General features: G+C 61.8%; 23 protein-coding genes. 17 read left to right on the forward strand and 6 right to left on the reverse strand.

Going from position 1 to position 24569, the window contains the following annotated elements; all coding sequences use genetic code 11:
• From J2Y63_RS32585 to J2Y63_RS32595, 3 genes are all read left to right on the forward strand, one after another.
• On the forward strand, positions 1-768 hold a 768-nt coding region (locus J2Y63_RS32585; protein ID WP_435269435.1), incomplete at its 5' end, for an FAD-dependent monooxygenase.
• A 13-nt stretch (positions 769-781) separates the two neighbouring features.
• The gene (locus tag J2Y63_RS32590; protein ID WP_435269436.1) at positions 782-2008 is read left to right on the forward strand and encodes an MFS transporter; all 1227 of its coding nucleotides are present in this window, start codon (positions 782-784) and stop codon (positions 2006-2008) included.
• Between the two features lie 233 nt (positions 2009-2241).
• A complete protein-coding gene (locus J2Y63_RS32595) occupies positions 2242-3246 on the forward strand; it encodes a patatin-like phospholipase family protein (protein WP_435269437.1) in 1005 nt (334 codons plus the stop codon).
• A gap of 38 nt (positions 3247-3284) precedes the next feature.
• Here J2Y63_RS32595 and J2Y63_RS32600 read toward each other — a convergent pair whose 3' ends face one another.
• Positions 3285-3638, reverse strand: coding sequence for a hypothetical protein (locus J2Y63_RS32600; protein ID WP_435269438.1), 354 nt, complete (start codon positions 3636-3638; stop codon positions 3285-3287).
• Here J2Y63_RS32600 and J2Y63_RS32605 point away from each other — a divergent pair.
• The 7 genes from J2Y63_RS32605 to J2Y63_RS32635 all read left to right on the forward strand — a co-directional run bounded on the left by J2Y63_RS32605 (position 3583) and on the right by J2Y63_RS32635 (position 13237).
• Positions 3583-4863: an ABC transporter substrate-binding protein gene (locus tag J2Y63_RS32605; protein ID WP_435269439.1), complete on the forward strand. Its 1281-nt coding sequence runs from the start codon at positions 3583-3585 to the stop codon at positions 4861-4863. The genes J2Y63_RS32600 and J2Y63_RS32605 overlap by 56 nt on opposite strands.
• 11 nt (positions 4864-4874) lie before the next feature.
• Entirely contained in the window at positions 4875-6779 is a 1905-nt protein-coding gene (locus tag J2Y63_RS32610; protein WP_435269440.1) for an ATP-binding protein, read from the forward strand.
• Positions 6776-8101 carry a sigma-54-dependent transcriptional regulator gene (locus J2Y63_RS32615; RefSeq protein ID WP_435269441.1) on the forward strand — a complete coding sequence of 442 codons (1326 nt, stop codon included), beginning with the start codon at positions 6776-6778 and terminating at the stop codon, positions 8099-8101. Before J2Y63_RS32610 ends, J2Y63_RS32615 begins: the two co-directional genes overlap by 4 nt.
• A 158-nt stretch (positions 8102-8259) precedes the next feature.
• Positions 8260-9579, forward strand: a complete 1320-nt coding sequence (locus tag J2Y63_RS32620; protein WP_435269442.1) for an ABC transporter substrate-binding protein — start codon at positions 8260-8262, stop codon at positions 9577-9579.
• Between the two features lie 109 nt (positions 9580-9688).
• Positions 9689-11401, forward strand: coding sequence for an ABC transporter permease (locus J2Y63_RS32625; RefSeq protein ID WP_435269443.1), 1713 nt, complete (start codon positions 9689-9691; stop codon positions 11399-11401).
• A 17-nt stretch (positions 11402-11418) separates the two neighbouring features.
• Positions 11419-12519 carry an ABC transporter ATP-binding protein gene (locus tag J2Y63_RS32630; protein WP_435269444.1) on the forward strand — a complete coding sequence of 367 codons (1101 nt, stop codon included), beginning with the start codon at positions 11419-11421 and terminating at the stop codon, positions 12517-12519.
• Positions 12520-12577: 58 nt separating this feature from the next.
• A complete protein-coding gene (locus J2Y63_RS32635) occupies positions 12578-13237 on the forward strand; it encodes a histidine phosphatase family protein (RefSeq protein WP_435269445.1) in 660 nt (219 codons plus the stop codon).
• 77 nt (positions 13238-13314) lie between these two features.
• On the opposite strand, the gene J2Y63_RS32640 is transcribed toward J2Y63_RS32635, so the two are convergent.
• The 3 genes from J2Y63_RS32640 to rnk form a co-directional block, all read right to left on the reverse strand.
• On the reverse strand, positions 13315-13992 hold the full coding sequence (locus J2Y63_RS32640; RefSeq protein WP_435269446.1) for a PTS sugar transporter subunit IIA: 678 nt from the start codon (positions 13990-13992) through the stop codon (positions 13315-13317).
• Positions 13985-14269 carry a DUF1127 domain-containing protein gene (locus J2Y63_RS32645; RefSeq protein ID WP_435269447.1) on the reverse strand — a complete coding sequence of 95 codons (285 nt, stop codon included), beginning with the start codon at positions 14267-14269 and terminating at the stop codon, positions 13985-13987. The genes J2Y63_RS32640 and J2Y63_RS32645 overlap by 8 nt, the downstream gene beginning before the upstream one ends.
• 481 nt (positions 14270-14750) lie before the next feature.
• Complete coding sequence (gene rnk, locus J2Y63_RS32650) at positions 14751-15194, reverse strand: nucleoside diphosphate kinase regulator (protein WP_306040933.1); 444 nt, start codon at positions 15192-15194, stop codon at positions 14751-14753.
• A 1166-nt stretch (positions 15195-16360) separates the two neighbouring features.
• Here rnk and J2Y63_RS32655 point away from each other — a divergent pair.
• The 6 genes from J2Y63_RS32655 to J2Y63_RS32680 all read left to right on the forward strand — a co-directional run bounded on the left by J2Y63_RS32655 (position 16361) and on the right by J2Y63_RS32680 (position 22869).
• The gene (locus tag J2Y63_RS32655) at positions 16361-16861 is read left to right on the forward strand and encodes an NUDIX hydrolase (RefSeq protein ID WP_435269471.1); all 501 of its coding nucleotides are present in this window, start codon (positions 16361-16363) and stop codon (positions 16859-16861) included.
• Positions 16862-17070: 209 nt separating this feature from the next.
• Positions 17071-17277, forward strand: coding sequence for a hypothetical protein (locus J2Y63_RS32660; protein WP_435269448.1), 207 nt, complete (start codon positions 17071-17073; stop codon positions 17275-17277).
• Positions 17278-17434: 157 nt separating this feature from the next.
• Positions 17435-19144, forward strand: coding sequence for an FMN-binding glutamate synthase family protein (locus J2Y63_RS32665; RefSeq protein ID WP_435269449.1), 1710 nt, complete (start codon positions 17435-17437; stop codon positions 19142-19144).
• Between the two features lie 284 nt (positions 19145-19428).
• The gene (locus tag J2Y63_RS32670; RefSeq protein WP_435269450.1) at positions 19429-20472 is read left to right on the forward strand and encodes an ABC transporter substrate-binding protein; all 1044 of its coding nucleotides are present in this window, start codon (positions 19429-19431) and stop codon (positions 20470-20472) included.
• Between the two features lie 19 nt (positions 20473-20491).
• Complete coding sequence (locus tag J2Y63_RS32675) at positions 20492-21619, forward strand: ABC transporter ATP-binding protein (RefSeq protein ID WP_435269472.1); 1128 nt, start codon at positions 20492-20494, stop codon at positions 21617-21619.
• Positions 21620-21621: 2 nt separating this feature from the next.
• Positions 21622-22869, forward strand: a complete 1248-nt coding sequence (locus tag J2Y63_RS32680; protein WP_435269451.1) for an ABC transporter permease — start codon at positions 21622-21624, stop codon at positions 22867-22869.
• Between the two features lie 19 nt (positions 22870-22888).
• Here the strand turns inward: J2Y63_RS32680 and J2Y63_RS32685 are convergent, their stop codons facing one another.
• Positions 22889-23227, reverse strand: a complete 339-nt coding sequence (locus J2Y63_RS32685) for a hypothetical protein (RefSeq protein ID WP_435269475.1) — start codon at positions 23225-23227, stop codon at positions 22889-22891.
• On the opposite strand from J2Y63_RS32685, the gene J2Y63_RS32690 reads away from it, so the two are divergent.
• Complete coding sequence (locus tag J2Y63_RS32690) at positions 23163-23684, forward strand: ABC transporter permease (RefSeq protein WP_312415018.1); 522 nt, start codon at positions 23163-23165, stop codon at positions 23682-23684. The two genes, J2Y63_RS32685 and J2Y63_RS32690, sit on opposite strands and share 65 nt — an antisense overlap.
• Here the strand turns inward: J2Y63_RS32690 and J2Y63_RS32695 are convergent, their stop codons facing one another.
• On the reverse strand, positions 23685-24560 hold the full coding sequence (locus J2Y63_RS32695; RefSeq protein WP_435269452.1) for a LysR family transcriptional regulator: 876 nt from the start codon (positions 24558-24560) through the stop codon (positions 23685-23687).
• Between the last annotated feature and the right edge of the window lie 9 nt (positions 24561-24569).

Raw genomic sequence — 24569 nt, forward strand, 5'->3', positions numbered from 1 at the left:
GAAAAGCTGATCGTCGAGCGGACGGGCCGCAACGAGGTGAAGGTCCACGACGTCAGTTGGGCATCGGCCTACGCTATGAACGCCCGACTAGCCGACAGATACAGGGTCGATCGCGTATTCTTGGTGGGCGACGCTGCTCATATCCACCCGCCCACCGGCGGCCAGGGTCTCAATACCAGCATTCAAGATGCCTACAATCTCGGCTGGAAGCTCGCGGCCGCGCTTTGTGGAGCCGGCGATGAACTTCTCGACACCTACCAGGCCGAGCGCCGTCCTGTGGCGGAGGAGGTTCTGGGTCTGTCAAGTCGACTGCTCGAAGCGGGAAAGCATGGCGAGATCCGTCGCGGGCGCGAGGTGCAGCAGCTCGACATCGGATATCCGCAATCGCCTCTCGCGTTGCGCGCAGCAAGCCGCAACAGCGGTCTGCAGGCGGGCGATCGCGCACCGGACGCGCCCATTAAGGGGGCAGGAGGGCAGCCTTCGCGGCTCTTCAGCTTGTTCATCGGGCCGCATTGGACGCTGCTCGTAAACGGAGAATGGAGCGTGGCATCGCGGCCGGGATTGCATATCCACCGCCTCGGCCAGCGCGGCGACGTGCTCGATGCGTTCGGTCATATCCGAGCCGCGTACGGATTGGAGGCGGATGAGTGCGTCCTCATCAGACCAGACGGGTATGTCGGTGCGATTCTGGCTTTTGACGCGGAAGGCGTGGCGCAACTGGAAGCCTATCTCGAACGCGTGGGCTTGCCGGCAGGCGAGGCCGTATAGGGGGGGATGGAATATGACGACCAAACCGCAATTCGACATAAGTCCATCCAAGCCGCTCGATTGGCGGATCATCCTTCCGGTCTTCGCAATCGTCTGCGCGAACGCCGCCGGCACCGCTTCCGTTTTGCCGGTTCTGCCCTTTCATGTCCGTGCAATGGGCGGCACACCGCTTGTTCTGGGAATGGTCATCGCCGCCGAGGCAGTCGGCCAATTCGCCTCTGCTCCTGCTCTTGGGCAGCTCTCGGATCGCTTCGGCCGCAAGCATGTCCTGTTGACGAGCCAGTGCGTTGCGGCGGTGAGCCTAGCTCTGCTTGCCGTCGCGCCGAGCGTAGCGTTCATCCTCGTCGCTCGTGCACTTTTCGGACTAACTTCGGGCAATATCTCTGTCACTGCGGCCTATATTGCGGATCATACCGATGCCGCAAATCGCAGGCCCGCCATGGGCATCCTCATGGGCGGCGCAGGCCTTGGCGGGATTGTTGGCGCGGGGCTTTCAGGCATTCTCTCCGGCATATCATTGATGATGCCCGTACTCGCGGCGCTGGGGCTTGTGGTCGCCTCCCTTGTCGTTACATCTCTTTGCCTGGGTGGAGGACGTCCAACAAAGACTTCAAAAGAGCAGCCCCACCGCGGAAACATATCGTTCCGCGCGATCCTCGCGTCGCCTGTCGTCCGTGCTCTCGTCATCGTCATGCTATGCCATTTCTTCGCCTACGGGACATACATCTCGCAAATGCCGGTCTTCCTCGCGGAGACGTTTCAATGGAATGGTCGTGTTTTCGGGGCGAAGGAATTGAGCTATCTCATCATGATGGACGGTGCGGTCAACGTCGTTGCCCAGTTGTTCCTACTCGGTTGGCTTGGCAAACACCTCACCGAACGGAACCTGATCCTCCTGATATTCCTTCTGATCTGCTTGGGGTTCATCACCGCTGGTATCGCTAGCAGCATACCGGTGCTGATTGTGGCGGTTGTGTGCGTCAGCACCGGCGATGCTCTTGCGAAGCCGACTTATCTCGCTGCGCTATCTATCCATGTCCCGTCCGAGCGGCAGGGCGTCGTTCTGGGCGTAGCACAGTCCCTGCTAGCGGTGACAGATATTGTCGCACCGGTTCTCGGTGGGTTCATCCTTGGATACGCGCTCTATAGTCTATGGATTGGCATTGCCGTAGCCGTTGCAATCGTTGGCGCGATCATAGCGGCGACCCGGCTTCCGCGTCAGGGCGGCGCTGAAGCGTGACGATGCGCTCCGTACCATGTTCCTGCGGGATTTGCACAAATCTCATTGTGCTATCTCTTCTCCTCATTCTCAGCGGGTGTACGGCACCCGCTCGCCCGACATACACCGCATCGGAAGCCGGGCGGGCACAAATCGTCGGCTTTGAAAATATAAGGGCTCACGTCGATGATCCCCAGCCCTCGGAGTCGGTGCACGCGTCCTGGCGACCCGTTGTCGGTAAACAAAAGCCGGTTATGCTGGCCATATCGGGCGGTGGCGCGGGAGGCGCGTTTTCCGTCGGAATTCTTTCCGCCTGGAGCGAACTTGGCAACCGACCACGCTTCGAGGTGGTCACCGGCGTGAGCACGGGCGCCCTGATTGCGCCGTTCGCGTTCTTGGGCTCCGCCTATGATGCGCAGCTGAGACGCCTCTATCTTTCCGATGAAGCTCGCAGCCTTGTCGACATCGACTGGAGAGGGCTTGGCCTTCTCTCAGCAAGCCTCCTTCAGGGGGATGCTCTTAGAAAGATGGTCGAAGACAACATTACGGATGAAATCCTGCGCGAAATCGCGCGCGAACATCAAGCGGGACGCCGTCTCCTGGTGATGACCACAAACCTCGACACGCAGCGGGCCGTCGTCTGGAACATAGGCGCCATCGCGGATAGCGGCAGCCGGGATGCTCTCGCCCTTGTGCGCCAGATACTGATCGCATCAGCAAGCGTTCCCGGCATCTTTCCGCCGGTTTCTATCCGGGCGGTGGTGGATGGGAGGCAGATTCGTGAACTGCACTCTGACGGAGGCAGCTCGTCGCAGTTTCTGACATTGCCCGAACATCTGTTCGTCGCATCGGGTGAGGCACGCAACGAGAACCTGCACATCTATGTGATCATCAACAACGCGCTCATTCCGGAGTTTTCGATGTCACCTGAAAGGGCGTTGCCAATTATGGCACGAGCATACGCGATCCTCCTCAAGTCACAAACGAAGCAAGGGTTGATCGCCCTTTACAACTATGGGCGGAGATCCGCCATTGATCTCAATATCACTTCGATCGATGAACAGGTGCCCTATTCCATGACCGACCCGCTGAACGGGAGCTACATGCGCACGGTGTATGACATCGGCTATCGAAATACGGTCGAAGGCCGTGTCTGGGCGCAGCAGCCGAAGTTTCCACGCTCACAACGACACGAAGCAAACCGGGGAAGTCGGCATTCGTGTTCAGATGTTGCCGGGACATGTGGGTCTGTTAGATGAACAGCCAGATCAGTTCACTGTCGTCAGTCACCGCGAGATCAGCGGTTCGGCTCATTTCGAGAGCTTTTGCCCATCAGGTGAAGCACGCCGCGCTCATCCCAGTAATTAGCAATTGTGTAAAATCGAACGTAGTCACATTGCACCAAATGATGAGAAGGATGGTTCGACCATAGCTGTGCATTAGGATAATGAGCAGGTTTGGCGGAATAGGTGACATCCGCGCGGAACGCGGTCATATTTTTGGCGCTGCGCGTATCGCGATCCAGTTCTTGAATCGACGAATTCGGCTTTGGATCGGCAAGGACATGATCGTTGCTTAAATCGGTTTCTGCATTTGTGATCTCCCTAGCTTTTACGCTTAACAGCGTAAAAGCAGCAGAGCTGTCTATCATCACCTCCTATCCGCCGTCCTTCTACGAGCCGTTCCAGCGGGCCTTCGAGGCGCGCAATCCGGATGTGCGTGTCACGGTCGTCCAGCGCAACACGGGCAGCGCGAGCCGTTTCATCCTTGAGAAGCCCGAGGTCGCGGCGGATATCTTCTGGGCTTCGGCGACGGATGCCTTCGAGCTTCTGAAGCGCAAGGGGGCGTTGCGGGCGATCCGCGCGCGGCAGACCGGCGCGCCCGAGCGCATTCTCGGTTATGCGGTCAACGATCCCGACGGTTTCTATCTCGGTTTTGCGCTGTCCGGCTACGGGCTCGTCTATAATGCGGCCTATCTCGCGCAATTCGACCTGCCGGCGCCGCAGAACTGGCAGGATCTGCTGAAACCCGTCTATGCCGGTCATATCGGTATCACCTCGCCCTCCCGTTCCGGCACCACGCATCTCATCGTGGAAGCCTTGCTGCAGGCCTATGGCTGGGAGCGGGGATGGGCGCTGCTGTCGGAGATCGGCGGTAATCTCTCAACCGTCACGGCGCGCAGCTTCGGCGTCGCCTCGGGCGTGGCGCAACGCCGTTTCGGCATCGGTGTCACCATCGATTTCCTGGCGAAGGCGCCGGATGTCGCTGGTAGCGAGAATGTCTTCGCGCTGACGCCGGACCCGATCTACGTGCCGGCCAACATCGCCATCCTTTCGCGGGCGCGGAACGGCGAGGCGGCCGAGCGCTTCGTCGATTTCCTGTTCTCTGAGGAGGGGCAGGATATTCTCCTGCGTCCGGCCATCGGGCGCATTCCGGTGCGGGCGGAGCTGAATGCTGGCCTGCTGCCGCCCGAAAGCACCGGCGGCTTGCTTGCCGCCAACGGTTTCGATGCGCGCCTTTCGGCCGAGCGCTACGGCATCGTCAACCTGATCTTCGACGACTATATCGTCCGCCGCCGGGCGATGCTCGTCCGCCTCTGGGCGCGGCTGCGGCAATTCGAGGGGGAGGCGACGGATGATGCCGCGCGGCGCAGCACGCTGGCAAGCGTGCGCCGGCTGCTCGGCACGCCGCCGCTTTCGGCCGGTGACGTCGAGAAACTGGCGGAAGAGCTGAAGGGCGAATGGCCGCGGGGCATTGCCCGCACGGCGGCGCAGCAGACCGTCGCGCGCGACATAAGGGGCGTCGTGGAGCAGAACCTTGCCCGGGCGGAAAGCCTGCTGGTGACGATCTCGACCCCGCCCGGCCGGCGATGGTAGAAGCTGGCGCGATGGAGACCCATGATGCATCACGACGGAAGGGGCCGAGGCGCTGGCGCTTCGGCATCGGCGCGCGCCTCGGCGCGGCCTTCGTCGCGATCGTTGGCCTTGCCGTCGGCGCCAGCCTCGTCGGCTGGCTTTCCTACCGGGAACTCTCGGGCGAGCTTTCGCGCATTGCCGAGGTGCAAATGCCGCAGCTTGCCTTCGCCTCGCGGCTCTCCAAGGCGGGCGCGGATATCGGCTCGGTCACGGCGGCGCTGACGGGTGCGGAGACGCGGGCGGAATATGACGAGACCCGCCGCATCTATGCCGAACGGCTCGCGGCCTTGCAGGCATTGCTGGAGGACAACGAGGCCGAACCTTCCGTGCAGAAGCTCCTGCCGCTGGCTGCCGAGATCAACGGCAATCTCGCGCGGATCGACCTTGCGGCCGGCAAGCGCTTCACGCTCGCCGAGGCCATGCGTGCGGATGTGGAGGAACTGCGCTGGGTACAGGCCGACCTCATCGAGGAGGCCGATCCGCTGGTCGACGACATCCGCTTCAACATCGAGGCGGAAACGCGCAACGGCCGCAGCACCGCGGCGCTCAGCGAGCAGCGTCGCAGCGAGGCGCTTTTGACTGTGGTCTCGCAGGCTAATCTCGCGACGGGTCTGATCGCCCGGCTCGTCAGCAGCGCGACGGCGGAGGAGGTGCAGGAGGCCAATGCCTTTCTCGGCGACAGCGCGGACGAACTGGCCGCGCGCCTTGCAACGCTGGAGGGCTGGCCGGACAGCCTGACGGTGCGCCAGCTTGCCCGGCGCATCCTGCAACAATCCGACCCCGGGACGGGCACGCCCAACCGCAAGCGCTCCGAAATGCGCGAGGCGGAGCGCCTCGGCGAACTGGCGAAGGAGAACGGCCGGTTGGTGGCGGCGCTCGGCCAGCGCATCGAGGCGGAGGTGGTGGCCATCGAGGCGAGCGCCGGCGCGGCGGCGCAGAGGGCGGCCGCGGCCATCGATCTCGGGCGAAAGCTGCTTGCGGCCATCGCCGTGCTGGCCGTCGTGCTCGCCATCGTCATCGGCGTCTTCTACGTGCATCGCAGCCTGCTCCGGCGCATCGACCAACTGGCCCATGCCGCGACGGCGATCAGCGAGGGCAATCCGGCCGCGCCCATCCCCTCGGGCGGCGACGACGAACTGGCCGACCTCGCCCGCGCACTCACCCTTTTCCGCCAGACGCGCGACGAACTGGTGCAGTCGGCAAAACTTGCGGCGCTCGGCCAGATGGCGGCCGGCATCGGCCATGAGCTGAACCAGCCATTGGCGGCGATCCGTGCGCATATCCACAGCGGCTCCACGCTGATCGCCCGCGGCAACAGCGAGCAGGCGCTGAACAACCTCGAAAAGATCCGCGCTCTGACGGCGCGCATGGCCGGGCAGATCAGCCATATCCGTCGCTTCGCGCGCCGGCCGGATGCGAAACTGCAGCCGGTTGATTTTGCCGCCGTCGTGCACGAGGCGCTGAGCCTGCTCGAACACCGTTTCGAGGAAGAGGGCGTGACGTTGCGGCTTGCCTTGCCGCCCGGTCTGCCGCAGGTCATGGCCGAGCCGGTGCGTCTGGAGCAGGTCGTGGTGAACCTTGTCGCCAATGCGCTCGATGCCGTGGCGGAGCGGCCCGAACGGGTGGTGACGGTGATGGCGGAGGCGAGCGGCGAGGGGGCGAGCCTGATCGTCGGCGATACCGGCGCGGGCATTGCCGCTGCGGATCGCGATGCGGTCTTCGATCCTTTCTTCACCACCAAGCCAGTCGGTGCGGGCCTCGGGCTCGGCCTTTCCATTTCCTACAACATCATCAAGGACTTCGGCGCGGATATCGCCGTGCTGGAGACCGGACCCGGTGGTACGCGCTTCATCGTGTCCCTGAAAGGAGCGGCATGACCGCATTGACAGACATCATCCTCGTCGACGACGACGCCAATGTGCTCGACGCCTGTCGCGAATTGCTGGAGATCGAGGGGTTTCGCGTTTCCGCGCATGGGTCCGTCGCCGCCGCGCTTGCGGGGCTTGCGGCCGATAGCGAGGCGGTCGTCGTCTCCGACGTGCGCATGCCGCGGCAGGATGGTTTCGACCTCGTTACCGCCGTGCAGGCCATCGATAGGGAAATACCCATCGTTCTGATGACTGGCCACGGCGATATCCCGATGGCGCTGCGCGCGATGCGCGATGGCGTCTGGGATTTTCTCGAGAAGCCGGCCGATCCGGTGCATCTCATCGAGACCGTGCGCCGTGCGCGCGATCATCGCCGCCTGCTCGTCGAGAACCGGCGCTTGCGGCTTTCCATCGCGGCCGATGGCTGGGAGGCGCGGCTGATCGGCCATTCGGCGCCGATGGTGACGCTGCGCGAGCGGCTGAAACGCATCGCGGGCGCGGCGACCGATATCCTCGTGCTCGGAGAGACCGGCACGGGCAAGGAGGTGACGGCGCGGGCGCTGCACGATTTCAGCGGCCGTAAGGGCCGCTTCGTCGCGGTCAATTGCGGCGCGATCCCGGAGACCATGCTGGAATCGGAACTGTTCGGCCACGAGGCCGGTGCCTTTACCGGGGCGAAGGACAAGCGCATCGGCAAGATAGAGCATGCCCATGGTGGCACGCTCTTCCTCGACGAGATCGAATCCATGCCGTTGCCCGCACAGGTGCGGCTGCTGCGCGTGCTGCAGGAGCGGGTCATCGAGCGGCTCGGCTCGAACGACGAGGTGGCGGTCGACCTTCAGGTCGTCGCCGCGACGAAGGCGGATTTGCACCAGCTTGCCCGGCAGGGCAGGTTCCGCGAAGACCTCGCCTATCGGCTCGACATCGCCCGTGTCGAGCTGCCGGCGCTTTCGGTGCGCCGGGGCGACGTCGCGCTGCTCTTCCGCCACTTCCTGGATCTGGCTGCCCGTCGTCAGGGCCGTGCGGCCCCGCATGTCGATGCGGTCTTTCTGGCCGATCTCGACCGCCGCAACTGGCCCGGCAATGTGCGCGAGCTGCGCAACGTCGCCGAACGTTACGTGCTCGGCCTTGAAGACCTGCCGACCGGTGGCGGCGCGGCCGGCGAGACGCTGGAGGCGCGCATGGACCGGGTGGAGCGGGCGATCCTCGTCGACAGCCTCGCCGAGCGGGACGGCCGCATCGGCGCGACCGCCGACATGCTCGGCATCTCGCGCAAGACGCTGTACCTGAAGATGCGCAAGCACGGTCTCGGCGGAGACGAGGAGGTCTGACGTTACCGTTTCGACCCCGAAAAACGGGGTCGATGTTACCTTTCTTTCCCATTTTTCGCGGGGGAATGCTGGAAAACCGGCATTTTCGAAACTGGCACGGGCCTTGCTGATATCCCGATGACCGCCGGAAAGCCGGCGGGCCATTGGGAGGAAACCATATGCTCAAGACCATTGCCGCGGCGATGCTGATGTCCGCTGCCGTTCTTTCGACCGTCCACGCGCAGGACGGCGGAAAAGTCACCGTCATCACGTCCTTCTCCAAGGACGTCACCGATCCCTTCAAGGCCGGCTTCGAGGCCGCCAATCCCGGTTATACGCTGGACGTTCAGAACAAGAGCACGAGCTCGGGCGTCAAGTTCGTCGACGAGACGAAGGGCAACAACCAGGTCGACCTGTTCTGGGCCTCCGCGCCCGACGCCTTCGAGAACCTGAAGAGCCGCGACCTGCTGGCCCGGTTCACGCCATCGGTTACGGGCCTGCCGGAAAAGGTCGGTTCCTATCCGGTCAACGATCCGCAGGGCTACTATTTCGGCTTTGCCGCGTCCGGCTACGGCATCATGTCGAATGACCGCTATCTGGAAGCCAACAACCTGCCGCAGCCGACCGAATGGAGCGACCTCCTGAAGCCGGAATATCACGACCATATCGCCATCGCTGCGCCCTCGCGCTCCGGCACGACGCACCTGACGATCGAGACGATCCTGCAGGGCGAGGGCTGGGAAAAGGGCTGGGCGACGCTGACCGGCATCGGCGGCAACCTCCAGCAGGTGACGGAGCGCTCCTTCGGCGTGCCGGATGCGGTCAATTCCGGCCAGACGGGCATCGGCATCGTCATCGACTTCTTTGCCTTCTCCGCCAAGGCGAGCGGCTTCCCGGTCTCGTTCAGCTATCCGTCGATCACGACGGTCGTGCCGGCCAATGTCGGCATCATCGCCAATGCGCCGAACCAGAAGGGCGCCGAAGCCTTCGTGAATTACCTGCTGTCGGAAAAGGGGCAGGCCGTTCTGCTCGAACCGGCGATCCGTCGCCTGCCGATCAATCCGGCGCTCTACAAGAATGCGCCGGAAGGCTTCCCGAACCCCTTCGAGGATCCGCGCTTCCAGTCGATGATCACCTTCGATTCCGACGTCTCCAAGCAGCGCACGGATGTTGTCGACGCCCTTTACGACCAGCTGATCACCTTCCAGCTCGACAATCTGCGCGATGCGACGAAGGCGATCCATGCTGCCGAAAAGGCGCTGGCAGCCAATGACCAGGCCGAAGCGCGCGCGCTGATCGCGGAGGCCCATGGCCTGATGGCCCGCATGCCGGTCTCGGCGGAAGAGGCGGCGACCGACGAAATGCGCGCGGCCTTCACCGGCGGCGAGGAAAAGACGGCCCGTCAGGCCGAACTGGAGCAGATCTGGGCGGCCTTCGCGAGCGAGAAATACGCTGCCGCCAAGTCCAAGGCCCAGCAGGCGCTCGACCTGATCAACTGATGTTGCCAGGGCCGCCCGCCCGGCGGGCGGCCTCCCTCCCAGCCCTGTCTTCGCTCCTCCCGGCGCCCTTGGTCGCCGGGCCGGCCGATCTCACTCCGGAGACTGCCTCATGGCCTTCGCACTTTCATCCCTTCCTGCCCGGCGCACCACGGCGCGGCCCGGTCAGGTTCTGGCGGTGACGCTGATCGCGCTGTTCCTCGCGATCTTCCTCGTCATCCCCGCCGGAACGGTGATCTACACCGCCTTCACGGAGAAGGGCACCGGCGCGCTCACCGCCGTGAACTTCGTCGATTTCTTCAACACCGATCTCTTCCGCCGCTCCTTCTTCAACTCGGTCTATGTCTCGGCCATGTCCGTGGTCTGGGCGAGCGCCATCGCGCTGCCGCTTGCAGTGCTGACGACGCGCTTCGAGTTCCGCGGGGCGCTGGTCATCCAGACGCTCGGCTTCGTGCCGCTCATCATGCCGCCCTTCGTCGGCGCGGTGGCCATGCAGCTGCTCTTCGGCCGCAACGGGACCGTCAACCTGCTGCTCAATGACTGGTTCGGCATCCGCATTCCCTTTATGGAGGGGCTGAACGGCGTGATCTTCGTGCAGTCGCTGCACTATTTCCCCTTCATCCTGATCAACCTCTCCACCAGCCTGCGCAACATCGACCGCTCCATGGAGGAGGCGGCACAGAACCTCGGCTCGTCCGGCATGCGGCTCTTTCGCCGCATCGTCTTCCCGCTCGCCATGCCCGGCTATCTCGCCGGCGCCTCGCTGGTCTTCGTCAAGGTCTTCGACGATCTGGCGACGCCGCTTCTGCTCAACGTGAAGGACATGCTGGCACCGCAGGCCTATCTGCGCGTCACCTCGGTCGGCCTCACGGACCCGATGGGCTATGTCATCTCCGTCATCCTCATCGTCGTCTCGATTTTCGCCATGTGGCTGTCGGCCGTCGCCATGCGCGGCAAGGACTATTCCACCACCCAGCGCGGCGGCGGCGGCCTGTCGCGTCGCAAGCTCGGCCTTCGGGAGAGCATCGTCGCCTATGGCGTCGTCGGCCTCATCCTGCTGCTCGTGCTCTCGCCGCATATCGGCCTGCTGATGCTGTCCTTCGCCACGGTGTGGTCCTTCAGCCCGCTGCCGGATGCCGTGACGCTCGCCCATTACGGCCGGGTGTTCGGCGAAAGCTCGATCTACATCAAGAACACGCTGATCTACGCCACGCTCGCCGGCCTCATCGACGTGGTCGTTGGCGGCGCCATCGCCTATCTCGTGTTGCGCACCAAGATCGTCGGCCGGCGCTGGCTCGATTGGGCGGCGACCTCGGCGCTCGCCATTCCCGGCGTCGTGCTCGGTATCGGCTATCTGCGTACCTTCTATGGCGTCTCCCTGCCGGATGGTACGCCGCTCGCCACGCTCTGGATCATGGTCGTGCTAGCGCTCGCCATCCGCCGCCTGCCCTATGCGCTGCGCGCCTGCTACGCCGCCCTGCAGCAGGTATCGGAATCGCTGGAGGAAGCGGCGGAGAACCTCGGCGCGACCAAGCAGCGGACTATTCGCCGTATTGTGCTGCCACTGATGACGGGGGGCCTCCTCGCCGGCTTCGTCACCAGCTTCTCCACCGCCGCCGTCGAGCTGTCGGCAACGCTGATGCTCATCCAGAGCAATTCCGACGCGCCGCTCGCCTACGGTCTTTATGTCTTCATGCAATCGCCGGCCGGCCGCGGCCCCGGCGCGGCTCTCGGCGTCATCGCGGTCGTCATGGTCGCGCTGTGCACGCTGCTGTCCCACTACGTCATCGAGCGCCGCCAGAAGGCGCTCGGCATCGGCAAATGATCCGGGAGGAACGGACTATGACCATCAATATCGACAAGGCTGCCCTCGCGGAAAGCCCCGCCAAGGCCATCAGCATCCGCGACGTGAACCTCTATTATGGTTCGCTGCATGTGCTGAAGGACATCAACCTCGAAATCCAGCCCGGCGAGTTCTTCGCCTTCCTCGGCCCGTCTGGCTGCGGGAAGACGACGCTGCTGCGCCTCATCGCCGGGTTCAACCAGGCCCAGAACGGCGCGGTCGTCGTCGGCGGCGAGGATGTGCTCGACATGCCGCCATGGAAGCGCGACATCGGCATGGTGTTCCAGTCCTACGCGCTTTGGCCGCACATGACGGTGGCGCGCAACGTCGCCTTCGGCCTGGAGGAGCGGCGCCTGCCCCGCGCCGAGGTGGAAAAGCGCGTGGCCGCGGCCCTTGCGCTGGTCGGCCTGTCGCATCTTGCCGACCGGCGGCCTTCGCAGCTCTCCGGCGGCCAGCAGCAGCGTGTGGCGCTCGCCCGCACCATCGCCATCGAGCCCAAGGTGCTGCTGCTCGACGAGCCGCTGTCGAACCTCGACGCGAAAATGCGCGTGGAGGTGCGGCGGGAGCTGCGCGAACTCCAGCAGCGCCTGAAGCTCACCACCATCTTCGTCACCCACGATCAGGAGGAGGCGAATACGGTCTGCGACCGCATCGCCGTCTTCAACGAAGGCAGCATCCAGCAGGTCGGCACGCCGATGCATCTCTACGAGAAGCCGGCCAACCTCTTCGTCGCCAATTTCCTCGGCACGGCGAACATCCTGGAGGGCAGCGTGAAGGGTGAGGGCGCGGTGCGCAGCTTCGAGGTTGCTGGCGGCGACAGCATTCCAGTGCCGGCGGGCGTCGAGGTGCCGGCGGGAGCGAAGCTCGTCTTCCGTCCACAATATGCGACGATCGGCACGGTGGAAGCCGATGCTGTCCCGCTATCCGGCACCATCGCTCATCGCGAATTCCTGGGTGCGACGGTGCGCTACGGCGTGGAGGTCGGCACGGCGACCGTGCTGGTCGACGCGCCCTTCCATTCCGGCGACGGCCTGCTTGCGCCCGGCAGCAGCACAGTGCTCGGCATCAAGCCGGCCTCGGCACTTTGGCTTGCCGACTGACAAAGACCGCCTTCGCCGCGCCCGCGGCGAAGGCTCCCCATGCGAGAGGCCACAAGACATGACTGATACCCTGCCCACCCTCCTCGTCATCCGCCACGGGGAGACCCAATGGAACGTCGCCGGACGCCTGCAAGGAAGCCTCGACACGCCGCTGACCATCAATGGCGTGCGACAGGCGCAGGCGGTCGCCGTGCGTCTTTCGGAGGCGGTGGCCGGCCTGGAGGGGGCGGCGTATTGGGTCAGCCCTCTTGGCCGCGCGCGGCAGACGGCTTCCATCCTCGCCGATCTCTGGTCTCTGCCTTTCGACCGCTTCGGTCACGAACCTCTGTTGGCCGAACGCTGTTACGGCGCCTGGGAAGGACGCCTGCACGGCGAGATCGAACGCGACCTACCCGAACAGTACGGCGCCCATGCATCCGATCCCTGGGAATACGCCATGCCGGGCGGTGAGAGCAGAACGGTGCTGACCGAAAGGCTGCGGGCTTGGCTCAAATCTCTCGACCGGAACCGCCCGCACGTCGCCGTGACCCATAGCGGCTGCCTGCGCGCCCTGCGCGGCATCTACAGCGCGGCTTCGCCCGCTGAAATCCTCGCCTATCGGGAGCCGCAGACATCGGCGTTTCTCCTGAGCGCGAGCGCGGAACGCGTACTCAACGTTCCCAAGGCGACGCTTGATGCCTTCGGCTGCGAAGGCGAGGGGCGGACGGTGTGGATATAGCGATGCCTAATATCGGCAATATCGCCGACCGAATGTAAGTGCTGCACGTGGCGTGAAGCACATTCCCAGACCTGCGATCAGAACGTGGCGCACCCTGCCGTGCGAACGCGAAGCGGGGTGAGAGATCGAAGTGCGCGGCTGCGAGCGTGGAGAAGACGACGAATGCGGCCGTGATCATCTGACTGCCGAACAACCTCAGCAAGGGTAGGATCTGAGAGAACCCGACTGGTCAATACGGAAAATCGGACAAAATCTCCGGCTCTGTGGTGAGGCCAAATCAGTGCAAGAACCACATCGACGTCGCGGTGGTCAGGAGCATCGAAGTCGACGGAAGTTGCCAGCCCGATCAGTGAGACCGCCGGGCGAAGACACGCCGGGGCGATAGCGTGCGGCATCGCGATTCCCTTGCCAAGAGCGGTGGAACCCAGCGCTTCTCTGCCAGTGAGCGCCGCTTTGACATCTCCATAAGCCATACCAGCCCTATCCGCGAGTCGGTCAGCGGCAAGGGCGATCGCCGCCTCCTTGTTCGGCACGATGGCGCCAAGAGATATGTCCATAGCCAGAAATAGCTCGTGATTGTCCAATGCACTCTCCGTTGGCTCCCCGTAAACAATATCGGGGTCTGCAGAAGCGTTGAGAATTACAAAATTCGGCTTAGAGTTCAGATCAACGCGAATGCGATGATCATGAGCGAAAGAAGGCCGGCGGCCACGATCGTTTTTGTTGCCAGATCCATCTCCTTCCTCCTCACTCAAACGCGCGATCTTTAGGGATTACGTGGCACAAGCGTCCCCAAGGATCTTTCATTTGGTAGGATCTTGACGATAGCTTGACTGCCGAAATGCGAAGAATGTCGTTGCGCGACATTCCGATGTCTTCCAACTGCCTGCGGTCAAGTTGAGAAAGCGTGGCCAAGGTCTGCCGATGGTGCCAGCGCGCTACGACGCCAGGAAAGAGGCCAATCAAGCCTGCACGAACGGTGGGCAGAAGATGCCATGCGCTCAGGACTGACGACCGATTGATTTTTGACATTGATTGTTGCTCCACTTCACAAAGTTCATCGAGCCAACGCGTTGAAGCGTGTCGGAATGAAGTTCCGCTGGTGCTTCCCAGAGGAGTTCAAAGCAGGAAAATGGGTGATTGTTATCCTCGAGCCCGCAAACGCGAGAGTTCACGCCGCTCGGGGAAAAGAGCGTGTCAGAAGTGGCGCTAAGAAACCGCAATTCTTTTTGCTATGACAGACGTGTGACATAAGTAATAATTAATTTAATCTTGGGATGTTTTCAATATGACCCGCATTGACGCGACTTCTTGTCGCGGGTTGCTTCGATTATTGCTGATTTTTACTCATTTCCGGAAAGTCTCACCTAGCAGAGAGGCTTTTGCCGCATCGCACCATTACAACCAATACCGGGGGAGTCTCCGGAGGCGCCGTGATCGAAAGGTGCATTTGGAATGAGTCTTTCCAGAAACGCCGCAATCGCCGGAAATCCGGCGATTGCGGCCCATATGACTATGCTGCCAAAACTCCGGCATGTCGCCGTTCTGAGAGAATGGCGTCTGTTTTTTCAACATGCTCAACGGTCATTTTGTGGGTGCGGCCGTCCCGGGCGGTCCACTCGATCGATTGCGAGGGTGAAAGACCGATGAGGGCCGCGCCGATGGGCGTCATAACCGATACCTTTCCCAATGCAATGTCAGCCTCTCCTGGAAACACCAAAGAGACGGTTCGGGTCTCCCCTGTATTAGTGGTGTACCGTACAGTTGATCCTATTTGGACAACGTCGTTTGAGATCCGCCTGTCTTCCACTACTCGAGCCCTGTCGAGTTCAGCCCAAACAAATTCTGACACCTCAAGATCTTTGGATGCCCAGGATTCAGCGAGGCGGGAAAGCGTCTCATAGTTACTTTGCGTCATCGTGATGACAGGATTGAGCGCGCCGGTGATGGTGGTCATGTTGAGACCTTTCTACATATGAGCGGTCGCCGACGCTATGAGCTTCGACGTTCGAAAGTTTGACTATGGGTGATTTGTCGCGATCCGAATCTGCTGCATATCGCAGTTCAGCAATATGTATGCCCCGCGGCCAGGCGCGACGGGACCGAGCCGGGGGTTATGTGGCCCAGATGGGCAGAGCTCGTTCGAGCTTTATGATAAAACGATCAATCGACATGATGCATAGGTGGGACACTCGGGACACAAAGTCAAGCTGCCTGAATATCAGGCAACTCGCCACGTTGAAGCATGCCGCGAAAGGGCATTGTACGGCGAATTTTCAAACCAGTCCCTGCGACTTACATGGCACAGGTCTTCGCCTTTCGTTTTCTGTCGCGTTGCCTAGCCGCCAGCCATTGTGAGGACCTATACCGCATCAGTGGTCCCGCTCGACAGCCACTATCAATTGAAACATCTCCTAAAGAACCGTGCCCTGTGAACGATTAGGCTGCCGGTGAGGTTGGGTGTGGCGGATGGCCGTCGACCAGCCTCGGCGTAAGCTGGAATCTAGCGCAGACGCTACACATCGTGTCCCTTCCAATGACCTGGGATGAAGGACCGAAAGCATGTCGCGCCGCTTAGAGACCTCGAAGCTGGGGAGACGCGGTTCAGCCGTGCGAATCGGAAGCGAGCAAACCCCTCTTGCTCAAGGTCGGGGCTCGTGTACGCTGAGCTTCCTCTCCATGTGGCGAAAGGTCGCCTTGCAGAATACGCAATCTCCGCCCACATGGGTGTAATGCAAAAGACAATACTCAATCGCTTTAGGCTTACCGATCAAGCATGCTCCCTTACCCGGAGCTGGCAGCCCTGATCCTGTAACGCCGCCACAGACCCCAGCCGCTCCGGGAACCACACTTTTGAAAGTGCGGTTCGTTTCGCGTCGTTCATGCGACGTGTCAATGGAGTGTATCCATGTCCCCTTTTCGATCTCGTCCCACCTGTGTCACGTGTAACCGGCATCTGCCGGGTGCTGCGGCCCGCTGCCCGTGGTGCAAGACGTCGATTCCCTCAACTGCTGCCCGCCGTGCTGCCATTCGCAAGCGCAGTGTGTTTCGACAGGCTTTTCTCTGGCTAAGGGAGGATGCCGGAGTATGACTTGCGCAACGATAACCAGCGATAACGTCCGGATGGCTTGCGATACGGGCGAGTTGCAGCAGGTCGGGGTGCTTCCCTGGCGTATCCGGCGTGATGGCGAGCGGAAGCTTCTGCTCATTACCTCGCGCAGGCGGGGGCGATGGATCGTGCCGAAGGGGTGGCCCATGAAGGGATATCCGCCCTTCGTCGCGGCCTCGCGAGAAGCCTTCGAGGAGGCAGGGATCATCGGTGATATCTCGTCGGTTCCAGTGACCGCCTATCGATACATGAAGGTTCGGGACGACGGATCGCAGGTCGCTTGCCGCGTTACCGTGTTCGGCATGAACGTGCGTGGTACGCTCAGCCATTGGCGCGAGAAGGGGCAAAGACAGCGACGATGGTTTTCTCTCGAAGCGGCAGCAGACAAGCTCGACGATGTCGAGCTTGCCAAGTTCGTAAGAGGGCTAGAAACGGACCCGGAGTGGCTGGAAGCAAGCGGCTTCTCCTATCGGCGAAGTTTGTCTTTCAGCAGCCTGCGTGCACCTGGAAGCTGAGGTGGCCACGATGTTTCCGACAGGTTTCGCAGGCCAGATACCTTCCGTCTTTCCCACCCGCAGGGTCAGTGCCGGACGCTGACTGCCTGGCGTCACTAACTGCGATGGTAAGAGTGGCGTCAGGCATTATTCGAATCCGAGACTGAAATCTGCGGAGCAACCCGGCCTCTCTGTGCCGAAGCATTGCCCATATACGGAAAGAACCAGAAATGACTTTCAGATACAGCCATACCTTCCCCATCAGCGGCCCTAACAAGTTGCCCCGTTTCAAGCAGTGGGCGGCCGAGAACATTCCGGGTGTTCCCGTATCCCTGCCGCCCCAGGTGCCGGTCAAGAGCGAGGCGCTCACGGTGCGGTTGAAATCCATCAATGATCGCAACACGCTGATCGGGAAACTGGAAGGCGTAAGCCTCTAACGGCCTGCTCGCGGCGAACGGTCGCCCGTTGTCATCCCATAAGCATTCTGTTGCACACAGATGGTTGTAGGAGGGGCGTGCCGTTCGCCACAATCTCTCTGCGTATCCCCGGTATACCGGCTCTCATTCGATATCAGCGAATTTCGGACAAGACATCATGTTAAAGGCTCTCGTTTCCAACCAGCGCTATGCGGTGTTTTTCGGCGCCGGGGTGGCCACGGCTGCATCTCTCGGCGGTGGAGTCTTCTACAATGGCTGGCTTTTTATCATTGCCGCGATCTGCGGTGCGCTTTTCCTGCTCGGTATCCACGATCTGCGTCAGCACAAGCATGCGATTCTGCGCAACTATCCGGTAGTCGGGCATCTTCGCTTCCTCCTGGAGAGCATCCGGCCGGAGATACGCCAGTACATCATCGAAGGCGACAACGACGCCGTTCCGTTCAACAGACAGGATCGCGGTCTCGTCTATCAGCGTGCCAAGGGTGTGGAAGACAAGCGGCCTTTCGGCACCATCGAAAATGTCTATGGTTCCGGATACGCCTGGCTCACCCATTCCGCCACACCGATCACTATTGCCGACACAGACTTCCGGGTGCGGGTCGGCGGTCCAGCCTGCAAGCAGCCCTACGAAGCCAGCCTCTACAATATCTCGGCCATGAGCTTCGGCGCACTCTCCGCCAGCGCGATACTTGCCCTCAACACTGGTGCAAAGAAGGGCGGTTTCGCCCACGATACGGGGGAGGGCAGCATCAGCCGCTACCACCGGCAGGGCGGCGGCGATCTGATCTTCCAGATCGCGTCGGGCTACTTCGGCTGCCGGGACGGGCAGGGCCGGTTCTCTCCGGAGAAGTTCGCCCAACTCGCGGCCGATCCCCAGATCAAGATGATCGAGATCAAGCTGAGCCAGGGCGCCAAGCCGGGACATGGCGGCATGCTGCCGGCCTCGAAGATCTCACCCGAGATCGCCGAAGCGCGCGGCATTGCGATGGGGGTAGACTGTACATCGCCCGCGGCGCACAGCACGTTCTCGACACCTTTGGGTCTGATGGCGTTCGTTGGCCAGCTACGGGAGCTTTCCGGCGGAAAGCCCGTCGGCTTCAAGCTGTGCATCGGGCATCGTCGCGAATTCATGAGCATGGTCAAGGCGATGTTGCAGACGGGCATTGTTCCTGACTTCATCGTCGTCGACGGTGCGGAAGGCGGAACGGGGGCAGCCCCTGTGGAGTTCGCCAATCGTGTCGGAATGCCGATGCTGGAAGGCCTGACCTTCGTTCACAATACGCTGCGCGGTGCAGGCATTCGCGACCAGGTGAAGATCGGTGCCGCCGGGAAGATTGTCTCCGCCTTCGACATCGCCCGCACGCTAGCCCTCGGTGCAGACTGGTGCAATGCCGCGCGCGGCTTCATGTTCGCCATCGGGTGCATACAGGCTCAATCCTGTCATACCAACCGCTGCCCCGTGGGGATCGCCACCCAGGATCCGATACGCCAGCGTGCGATCGACCTCGGCGACAAGAGCGACCGCGTCGCTCGCTTCCATCGCAACACGATGCGTGCGCTGGGTGAAATCGCAGGCGCCGCCGGTCTCGGCAATCCGAGCGACTTCATGCCCTACCACTTCATGTTCCGGCAGAAGGACAACGAGTTCCTGGACGGCAACGAAGCCTACCCCTACCTACCCGAGGGGTTCCTTGTGTCACGCGCGGAGATCCCCGAACTAGCGGATTGGCACGATCGATGGGACCGTGCCAGTGCCGACAGCTTCGCCCCGCCCGAAATTCCCCATGGACCGTTTAAGCGCAATCGGAAACAGAAGCCGCATGAGGAGCAGCGAGGGGCTTCTGGGACGCTCACCTCTGTTGCTTAGACGTCGAAATGGTTGGGTGTGTTCGGGGCTATCGTCGATCTTGGCAAAAGACTTTTTATGCACCGGTTCGCTCACATATATAGCCGCGAGTGTCCGCGGTCTGCGGCGTGATCTTGTGGTAGGGTACAGGAATTAGCCCGCAGCTCCGATAAGCGGCGCTCATGCTCACATGACAGCTACTTATTTGCGCCGCAGCATGTCGCAACATAGGCTTTCCTCATAGCTCGCAAGCAAGACGGGCGTCACGACGGGTAGATCAAATCTGTCTCCAGAGAGGAATTCCAATGTTCAGAACAAGAATGTTTCTGGCAGCGACAACGCTTGCCTATAGCTTGACGCTCGGCGTGGCACTCGCGGCCGAGCCGCTTTCGGTCATGAGCTTCGGTGGAGCTTATCAGGATGCCCAGCGAAAGGCCGTATTCGGCGCCTACAGCGAGGAAACCGGCCGACAGATATCCGAGCAGGAATACGGCGGCGAAATAGCCAAAATCAAGGCAATGATTGACAGCGGCAACACGACGATCGACGTGGTGGACGTTGACGCGCCGACCCTGTTCCAAGGCTGTGACGAAGGTCTTTTTGAAACAATCGACTGGGAAAAGATCGGCCCGAAGTCGGACTGGCTCGCCGGCACCACATCGGATTGCGGCGTCGGGACAATCGTCTATGCGACTATTCTCTCCTACGATCAGGACAAGCTGGAAAAGCCGCCGACGCGGCTTGCCGATCTCTTCGATCTCGCCAACTTCCCCGGCAAGCGTGGTCTTTGGAAAAACCCCGCGACCAATCTTGAATTCGCACTCCTTGCAGACGGCGTAGCGCCGCAGGATGTCTATGCGACGCTTGCAACACCAGAGGGTGTCGACCGCGCCTTTGCCAAGCTCGATACAATCAAGAGCCAGATCGTCTGGTGGGAAGCAGGCGCGCAAGCACCGCAACTCCTCGCCTCCGGCGAAGTGGCCATGACGACCGCCTGGAACGGGCGCATCTTCAATGCCAACAAGGAAGGTCGCAACTTCAACATCGTCTGGGACAATCAGATCCTCGATTCCAACTACTGGGTCATTCCCAAGGGCGCCAAGGATTTAGAAGGTTCGCTTGCCTTCATCCGCTTTGCCGTAGAACCGAAGATTCTGGCGGGTATCGCGAAGTATATACCCTACGGTCCCGTCCGCGCGAGCGCGGCCGCCGAAGTGGCGCCTGAAGATGCGAAGAACCTGCCAACGAGCCCCGCCAACCTGACGGCTTCGCTGACACTCGACAACGCCTTCTGGGCAGACCACGGCGACGAAATCCGCAAGCGCTTCACCACCTGGCTTTCCAACTGAGGAACGGCGGATGAACACGATGATCCTGGAAAGGGGGCGCTTCGACGAAGCGCCGCCAACCAAGAATGCTGTCGAGAAAATGGTCGCCTTCGAGCATGTGCAAAAAACCTATGATGGGCGAGCGCTTGTTGTCGAAGACTTGAACCTTACTGTGCGACGTGGTGAATTCCTCACCATGCTGGGGCCTTCCGGGTCTGGAAAGACGACCACGCTGATGATGCTCGGCGGTTTCGAACAGCCGACAAGCGGGCGCATCCTGCTCGAAGGGCAAGCCGTGGAGCGCCTGCCGCCCGAGCGCCGCGATATCGGTTTCGTCTTCCAGAACTACGCACTCTTTCCGCATATGACGGTCGCTGAAAATGTCGGCTTTCCCCTTCGCTACCGCAGCGTCAGGGGTGCCGACGCAACGCGTCGTGTCGAGGAAGCGCTATCCATGGTCAAGCTCACCGGCCTTGGCGAGCGTCGTCCTGCGCAACTTTCGGGCGGGCAGCAGCAGCGCGTGGCGCTCGCCCGCGCCATGGTCTTCAATCCGAAGCTCATCCTGATGGACGAGCCGCTCGGCGCTCTCGACAAGCAGCTTCGCGAGCACATGCAGGTGGAAATCCGAAAAATCCAGCAACGCCTCGGCATCACCATGGTCTATGTGACGCACGACCAGTCCGAGGCGCTCACCATGTCCGACCGGATCGCTGTCTTCCACGAAGGCAAAATCCAGCAGCTTTCCGATCCGGTCACGCTCTACGACCGGCCCGATAACCGTTTCGTCGCCGGCTTCATCGGCGACAACAACACGCTTTCCTGTGAGTTTGTCGGGACGGAAAACGGCTTCAACGTGGTGCGAATGGCGGATGGAACCCGGCTCTTGACAACGGGTGCCTCGGGCCAGGCCCCGTCGAACCTCACCATGTCACTGCGCCCGGAGCGCCTTGATCTCGACAGTGCGGAACGCAGCACTGCCGAAAACCGCATCCGTGCCCGCGTGCTCGACAAAACCTTTCTCGGCGACCGGGTGCGGTTGACACTCGAAGCCTTCGGCGGAAATCGCCTCGTTGCTTCACTGCCGGCGGCGTCTGGCGCAGCCATCCAGCCGGAAAGCCACATCGAGATGACCTGTTTCGCGGCTGATTGCCGAACGCTGACGAGGTAGCCATGACGCAGACCATGTCTCTTGCCCCTCTCGCCGCCGACGCCAATCTGGGTGCGGCGCTCCGCCGTGCGGAAAGACCGAACCGGCTCCGGGCATTCGCGCTGGCATTGCCGGCGCTCCTGTTTCTGCTCGTAACCTTCGCTGCCCCGATCGGCATTTTCCTGACGACGGCCGTCAGCAATCCGGAAGTGCGCGACGTCCTGCCGCAAACGATTGTCGCGCTTGACGGCTGGGACGGAAGATCCACCCCCGGCGAAGACGTCTATGTCGCGCTGGCGGCGGATCTTGCACGGGCAAAGGAGAACAATACGGCAGCCGCGCTCGGCAAGAGGCTGAACTATGAAAGCGCCGGCATGCGCAGCCGCATCATGTCGGTTGTTCGCCATCTCGGCAATTTCCGGGAGGGGGCTCTCGCCCCACAGTTCGCCGCACTCGACCCTGTCTGGGCGAGCCCGGATCTTTGGGCGATCCTCAAGCGCAACGCCGATCCCGTGACGCCCTACTATCTTCTGACGGCTGTGGATTTAGGGCAGGATGCGTCCGGTAGCCTCGTCAAGGTGCCACAGGACCAGGCGGTCTTTCTCGGCATCCTCGGCCGCACGCTGTGGATTGCCGCGCTGGTAACCTTCGCGACGCTGCTGCTCGGCTTTCCGACCGCCTATGTCATTTCGCTGGCGCCTGCCCGCATCGCCGGCTTCCTGCTCTTGATGGTGCTGTTGCCGCTCTGGACCTCGCTTCTGGTGCGTACCACCGCATGGGTCGTGCTGCTGCAAACGGACGGCATCTTAAACCAGATGCTGCTGGCACTCGGCCTCACGACGGAAAAACTGCAGCTGATGCTGACACGCTTCGGTACGGTGACGGCCATGACCCATATTCAACTACCCTTCACGATTCTCCCGATTCTCAGCGTGATGAAGTCTATTCCGAAGGGGCAGATGCGCGCCGCGCGCTCACTTGGCGCGCCACCATTCTTCGCCTTCTGGCGGGTTTATGCACCTCAGACGCTGCCAGGGGTCGCCGCCGGCTGCCTGATGACCTTTATCCTGTCGCTTGGCTACTACATCACGCCAGCGCTCGTCGGTGGGCCAAGAGACCAGATGATGTCGAACTTCATCGCCAACTACATAAACCGCGATCTGAACTGGGGCATGGCTGCGGCGCTCGCCTGCGTGCTCCTCGTCATGACGCTTTCCATCTACCTCCTGTTCCTGCGCCTCGTCGGTGCGGAGCGCATCAAGCTCGGATGAAAACCATGTGGCTTCCTTCCTATGCAACTCGAAGCGAGCGGCTCTGCCGTTTCGGCGTCGTCACCTTCGCGTTCGCCGTCCTTATCTTCCTGATCGGACCGCTTTTCGTCGTTTTTCCACTGTCGGTTTCAAAGGATCCTTTTTTCACCTTTCCGATCCAGGAGTATTCTTGGCGCTGGTATGCGGATTTCTTTGAGAACTCGCGATGGACACAGAGCCTTTTCAACAGCGTCGTCGCGGCTCTCTTCAGCACGGCGCTCGCCACGCTTTTCGGCACGCTGGCCGCGCTCGGCATCAGCCGTCCCGGTTTTCCTGCACGCAAGGCCGTCATGGCATTGATGATCTCGCCAATGATCATGCCCGTCGTCATTGTTGCCGTCGGCGCCTACATGTTCTTCGGCACGCTCGGGCTCACCAACACGCGCACGGGGCTGGTGCTGGCCCATGCGGCGCTCTCCATTCCCTTCGTGGTCGTCACGGTGCTTTCGGCGCTTTCCACCTACGATTCCAATCTCACACGAGCAGGTGCGAGCCTCGGCGCCGGGCCGGTCAGCGTGTTCTTCGCCGTCACGCTGCCTCTCATCGTGCCCGGCATCGTCTCGGGTGCGCTCCTTGCCTTCGCCGTTTCCTTCGACGAGGTGATCGTCGCCCTCTTTCTTACAGGCGCCGAGCAACGCACGTTGCCGGTGCAGATGTTCTCCGGCATCCGGGACCAGATCAACCCGACGATCATGGCAGCGGCCAGTCTGCTCACCACCGTCTCCATCGCCCTCTTCCTGGTGTTGAACCTCATCCGTCGGATGCGACGGACCTGATCACCCGTCCCGTGTGTCGGCGAGAAAAGCGTCGGCAAAATGCGCAGCAAAGCTCTCCGCCACCGGGGAGCGTTTGCGGTCGGAACTCAGATAGATACCGACGACGACGTCCGCGAGCCTGGGAAGGCCGAGGGCGTCGACAAGCGTCGATAGCTTGGTCGGCACGATGCGACGGGCCAGCACCGTGTTACCGAAGCCGGAACCGACTGCGGCCTCGAGGCCCGAAAGACTAGGGCTCGTATAGACGAGGTCATAACCACGTCCGTCTCGCTGCAGGGCCGTCAGCATCGCCCGACGGTAGAGACAGCCCTCCGGGTAGCAGACGATGCGCAGATTGCCAACGCCATCCGCAACAATGGAGGTCTCGTCGTCGCCCACCCAGGTGAGCGGCTCCTTCCAGGTCATGAACGCGCCTTCTGCCGGCCCGTCCGGCGTCATCGCTACCACGAGATCGTATAGACCGTTGCGCAAGCCTTGCAGCAGCATATGGGAAAGGTCGCAGACGACCTCGAAGCGGAAATCGTGGCCGCTGCGGGCAAGGCGCGGCATCAGCTTCGGCAGAAAATGGTCGGCATAGTCATTGGGAATGCCGAGGCGGATCTTGCCATGCTGGTCGCGCCGGGAGAGGCGCAGCACCATCTCGTCGTTCAGTGTCAGCATCTGACGGGCATAGCTCGCCACAAGTTCGCCGGCCTCGGTCGGCTGGGCACTGGCATCCTTGGCGAAGAGGGAGACATTGAGCAGTTCCTGCAACTTCTTCATCTGCAGGCTGATCGCCGGCTGGGTGCGGCCGAGCTGCTCGGCAGCACGCGTATGACTGCGCAAATCGATGACCGCAAGGAAAGTACGAAGAAGATCGGTCGGGATGTTTCTCACGAGTATGGT

Origin of the sequence: Shinella sp. BE166 (assembly GCF_051201095.1) — a bacterium.
Classification (GTDB): domain Bacteria; phylum Pseudomonadota; class Alphaproteobacteria; order Rhizobiales; family Rhizobiaceae; genus Shinella; species Shinella lacus.

Excerpts from the sequence above, each read along its gene's own strand:
- J2Y63_RS32590 (WP_435269436.1), top strand. The coding sequence starts at position 782 with ATGACGACCAAACCGCAATTCGACATAAGTCCATCCAAGCCGCTCGAT.
- J2Y63_RS32595 (WP_435269437.1), top strand. The coding sequence starts at position 2,242 with ATGCTGGCCATATCGGGCGGTGGCGCGGGAGGCGCGTTTTCCGTCGGA.
- J2Y63_RS32600 (WP_435269438.1), bottom strand. The coding sequence starts at position 3,638 with ATGATAGACAGCTCTGCTGCTTTTACGCTGTTAAGCGTAAAAGCTAGG.
- J2Y63_RS32610 (WP_435269440.1), top strand. The coding sequence starts at position 4,875 with ATGGAGACCCATGATGCATCACGACGGAAGGGGCCGAGGCGCTGGCGC.
- J2Y63_RS32615 (WP_435269441.1), top strand. The coding sequence starts at position 6,776 with ATGACCGCATTGACAGACATCATCCTCGTCGACGACGACGCCAATGTG.
- J2Y63_RS32620 (WP_435269442.1), top strand. The coding sequence starts at position 8,260 with ATGCTCAAGACCATTGCCGCGGCGATGCTGATGTCCGCTGCCGTTCTT.
- J2Y63_RS32625 (WP_435269443.1), top strand. The coding sequence starts at position 9,689 with ATGGCCTTCGCACTTTCATCCCTTCCTGCCCGGCGCACCACGGCGCGG.
- J2Y63_RS32630 (WP_435269444.1), top strand. The coding sequence starts at position 11,419 with ATGACCATCAATATCGACAAGGCTGCCCTCGCGGAAAGCCCCGCCAAG.
- J2Y63_RS32635 (WP_435269445.1), top strand. The coding sequence starts at position 12,578 with ATGACTGATACCCTGCCCACCCTCCTCGTCATCCGCCACGGGGAGACC.
- J2Y63_RS32645 (WP_435269447.1), bottom strand. The coding sequence starts at position 14,269 with ATGTCAAAAATCAATCGGTCGTCAGTCCTGAGCGCATGGCATCTTCTG.
- rnk (WP_306040933.1), bottom strand. The coding sequence starts at position 15,194 with ATGACCACCATCACCGGCGCGCTCAATCCTGTCATCACGATGACGCAA.
- J2Y63_RS32655 (WP_435269471.1), top strand. The coding sequence starts at position 16,361 with ATGGCTTGCGATACGGGCGAGTTGCAGCAGGTCGGGGTGCTTCCCTGG.
- J2Y63_RS32660 (WP_435269448.1), top strand. The coding sequence starts at position 17,071 with ATGACTTTCAGATACAGCCATACCTTCCCCATCAGCGGCCCTAACAAG.
- J2Y63_RS32665 (WP_435269449.1), top strand. The coding sequence starts at position 17,435 with ATGTTAAAGGCTCTCGTTTCCAACCAGCGCTATGCGGTGTTTTTCGGC.
- J2Y63_RS32670 (WP_435269450.1), top strand. The coding sequence starts at position 19,429 with ATGTTCAGAACAAGAATGTTTCTGGCAGCGACAACGCTTGCCTATAGC.
- J2Y63_RS32675 (WP_435269472.1), top strand. The coding sequence starts at position 20,492 with ATGATCCTGGAAAGGGGGCGCTTCGACGAAGCGCCGCCAACCAAGAAT.
- J2Y63_RS32680 (WP_435269451.1), top strand. The coding sequence starts at position 21,622 with ATGACGCAGACCATGTCTCTTGCCCCTCTCGCCGCCGACGCCAATCTG.
- J2Y63_RS32685 (WP_435269475.1), bottom strand. The coding sequence starts at position 23,227 with ATGATCATTGGCGAGATCATCAATGCCATGACGGCCTTGCGTGCAGGA.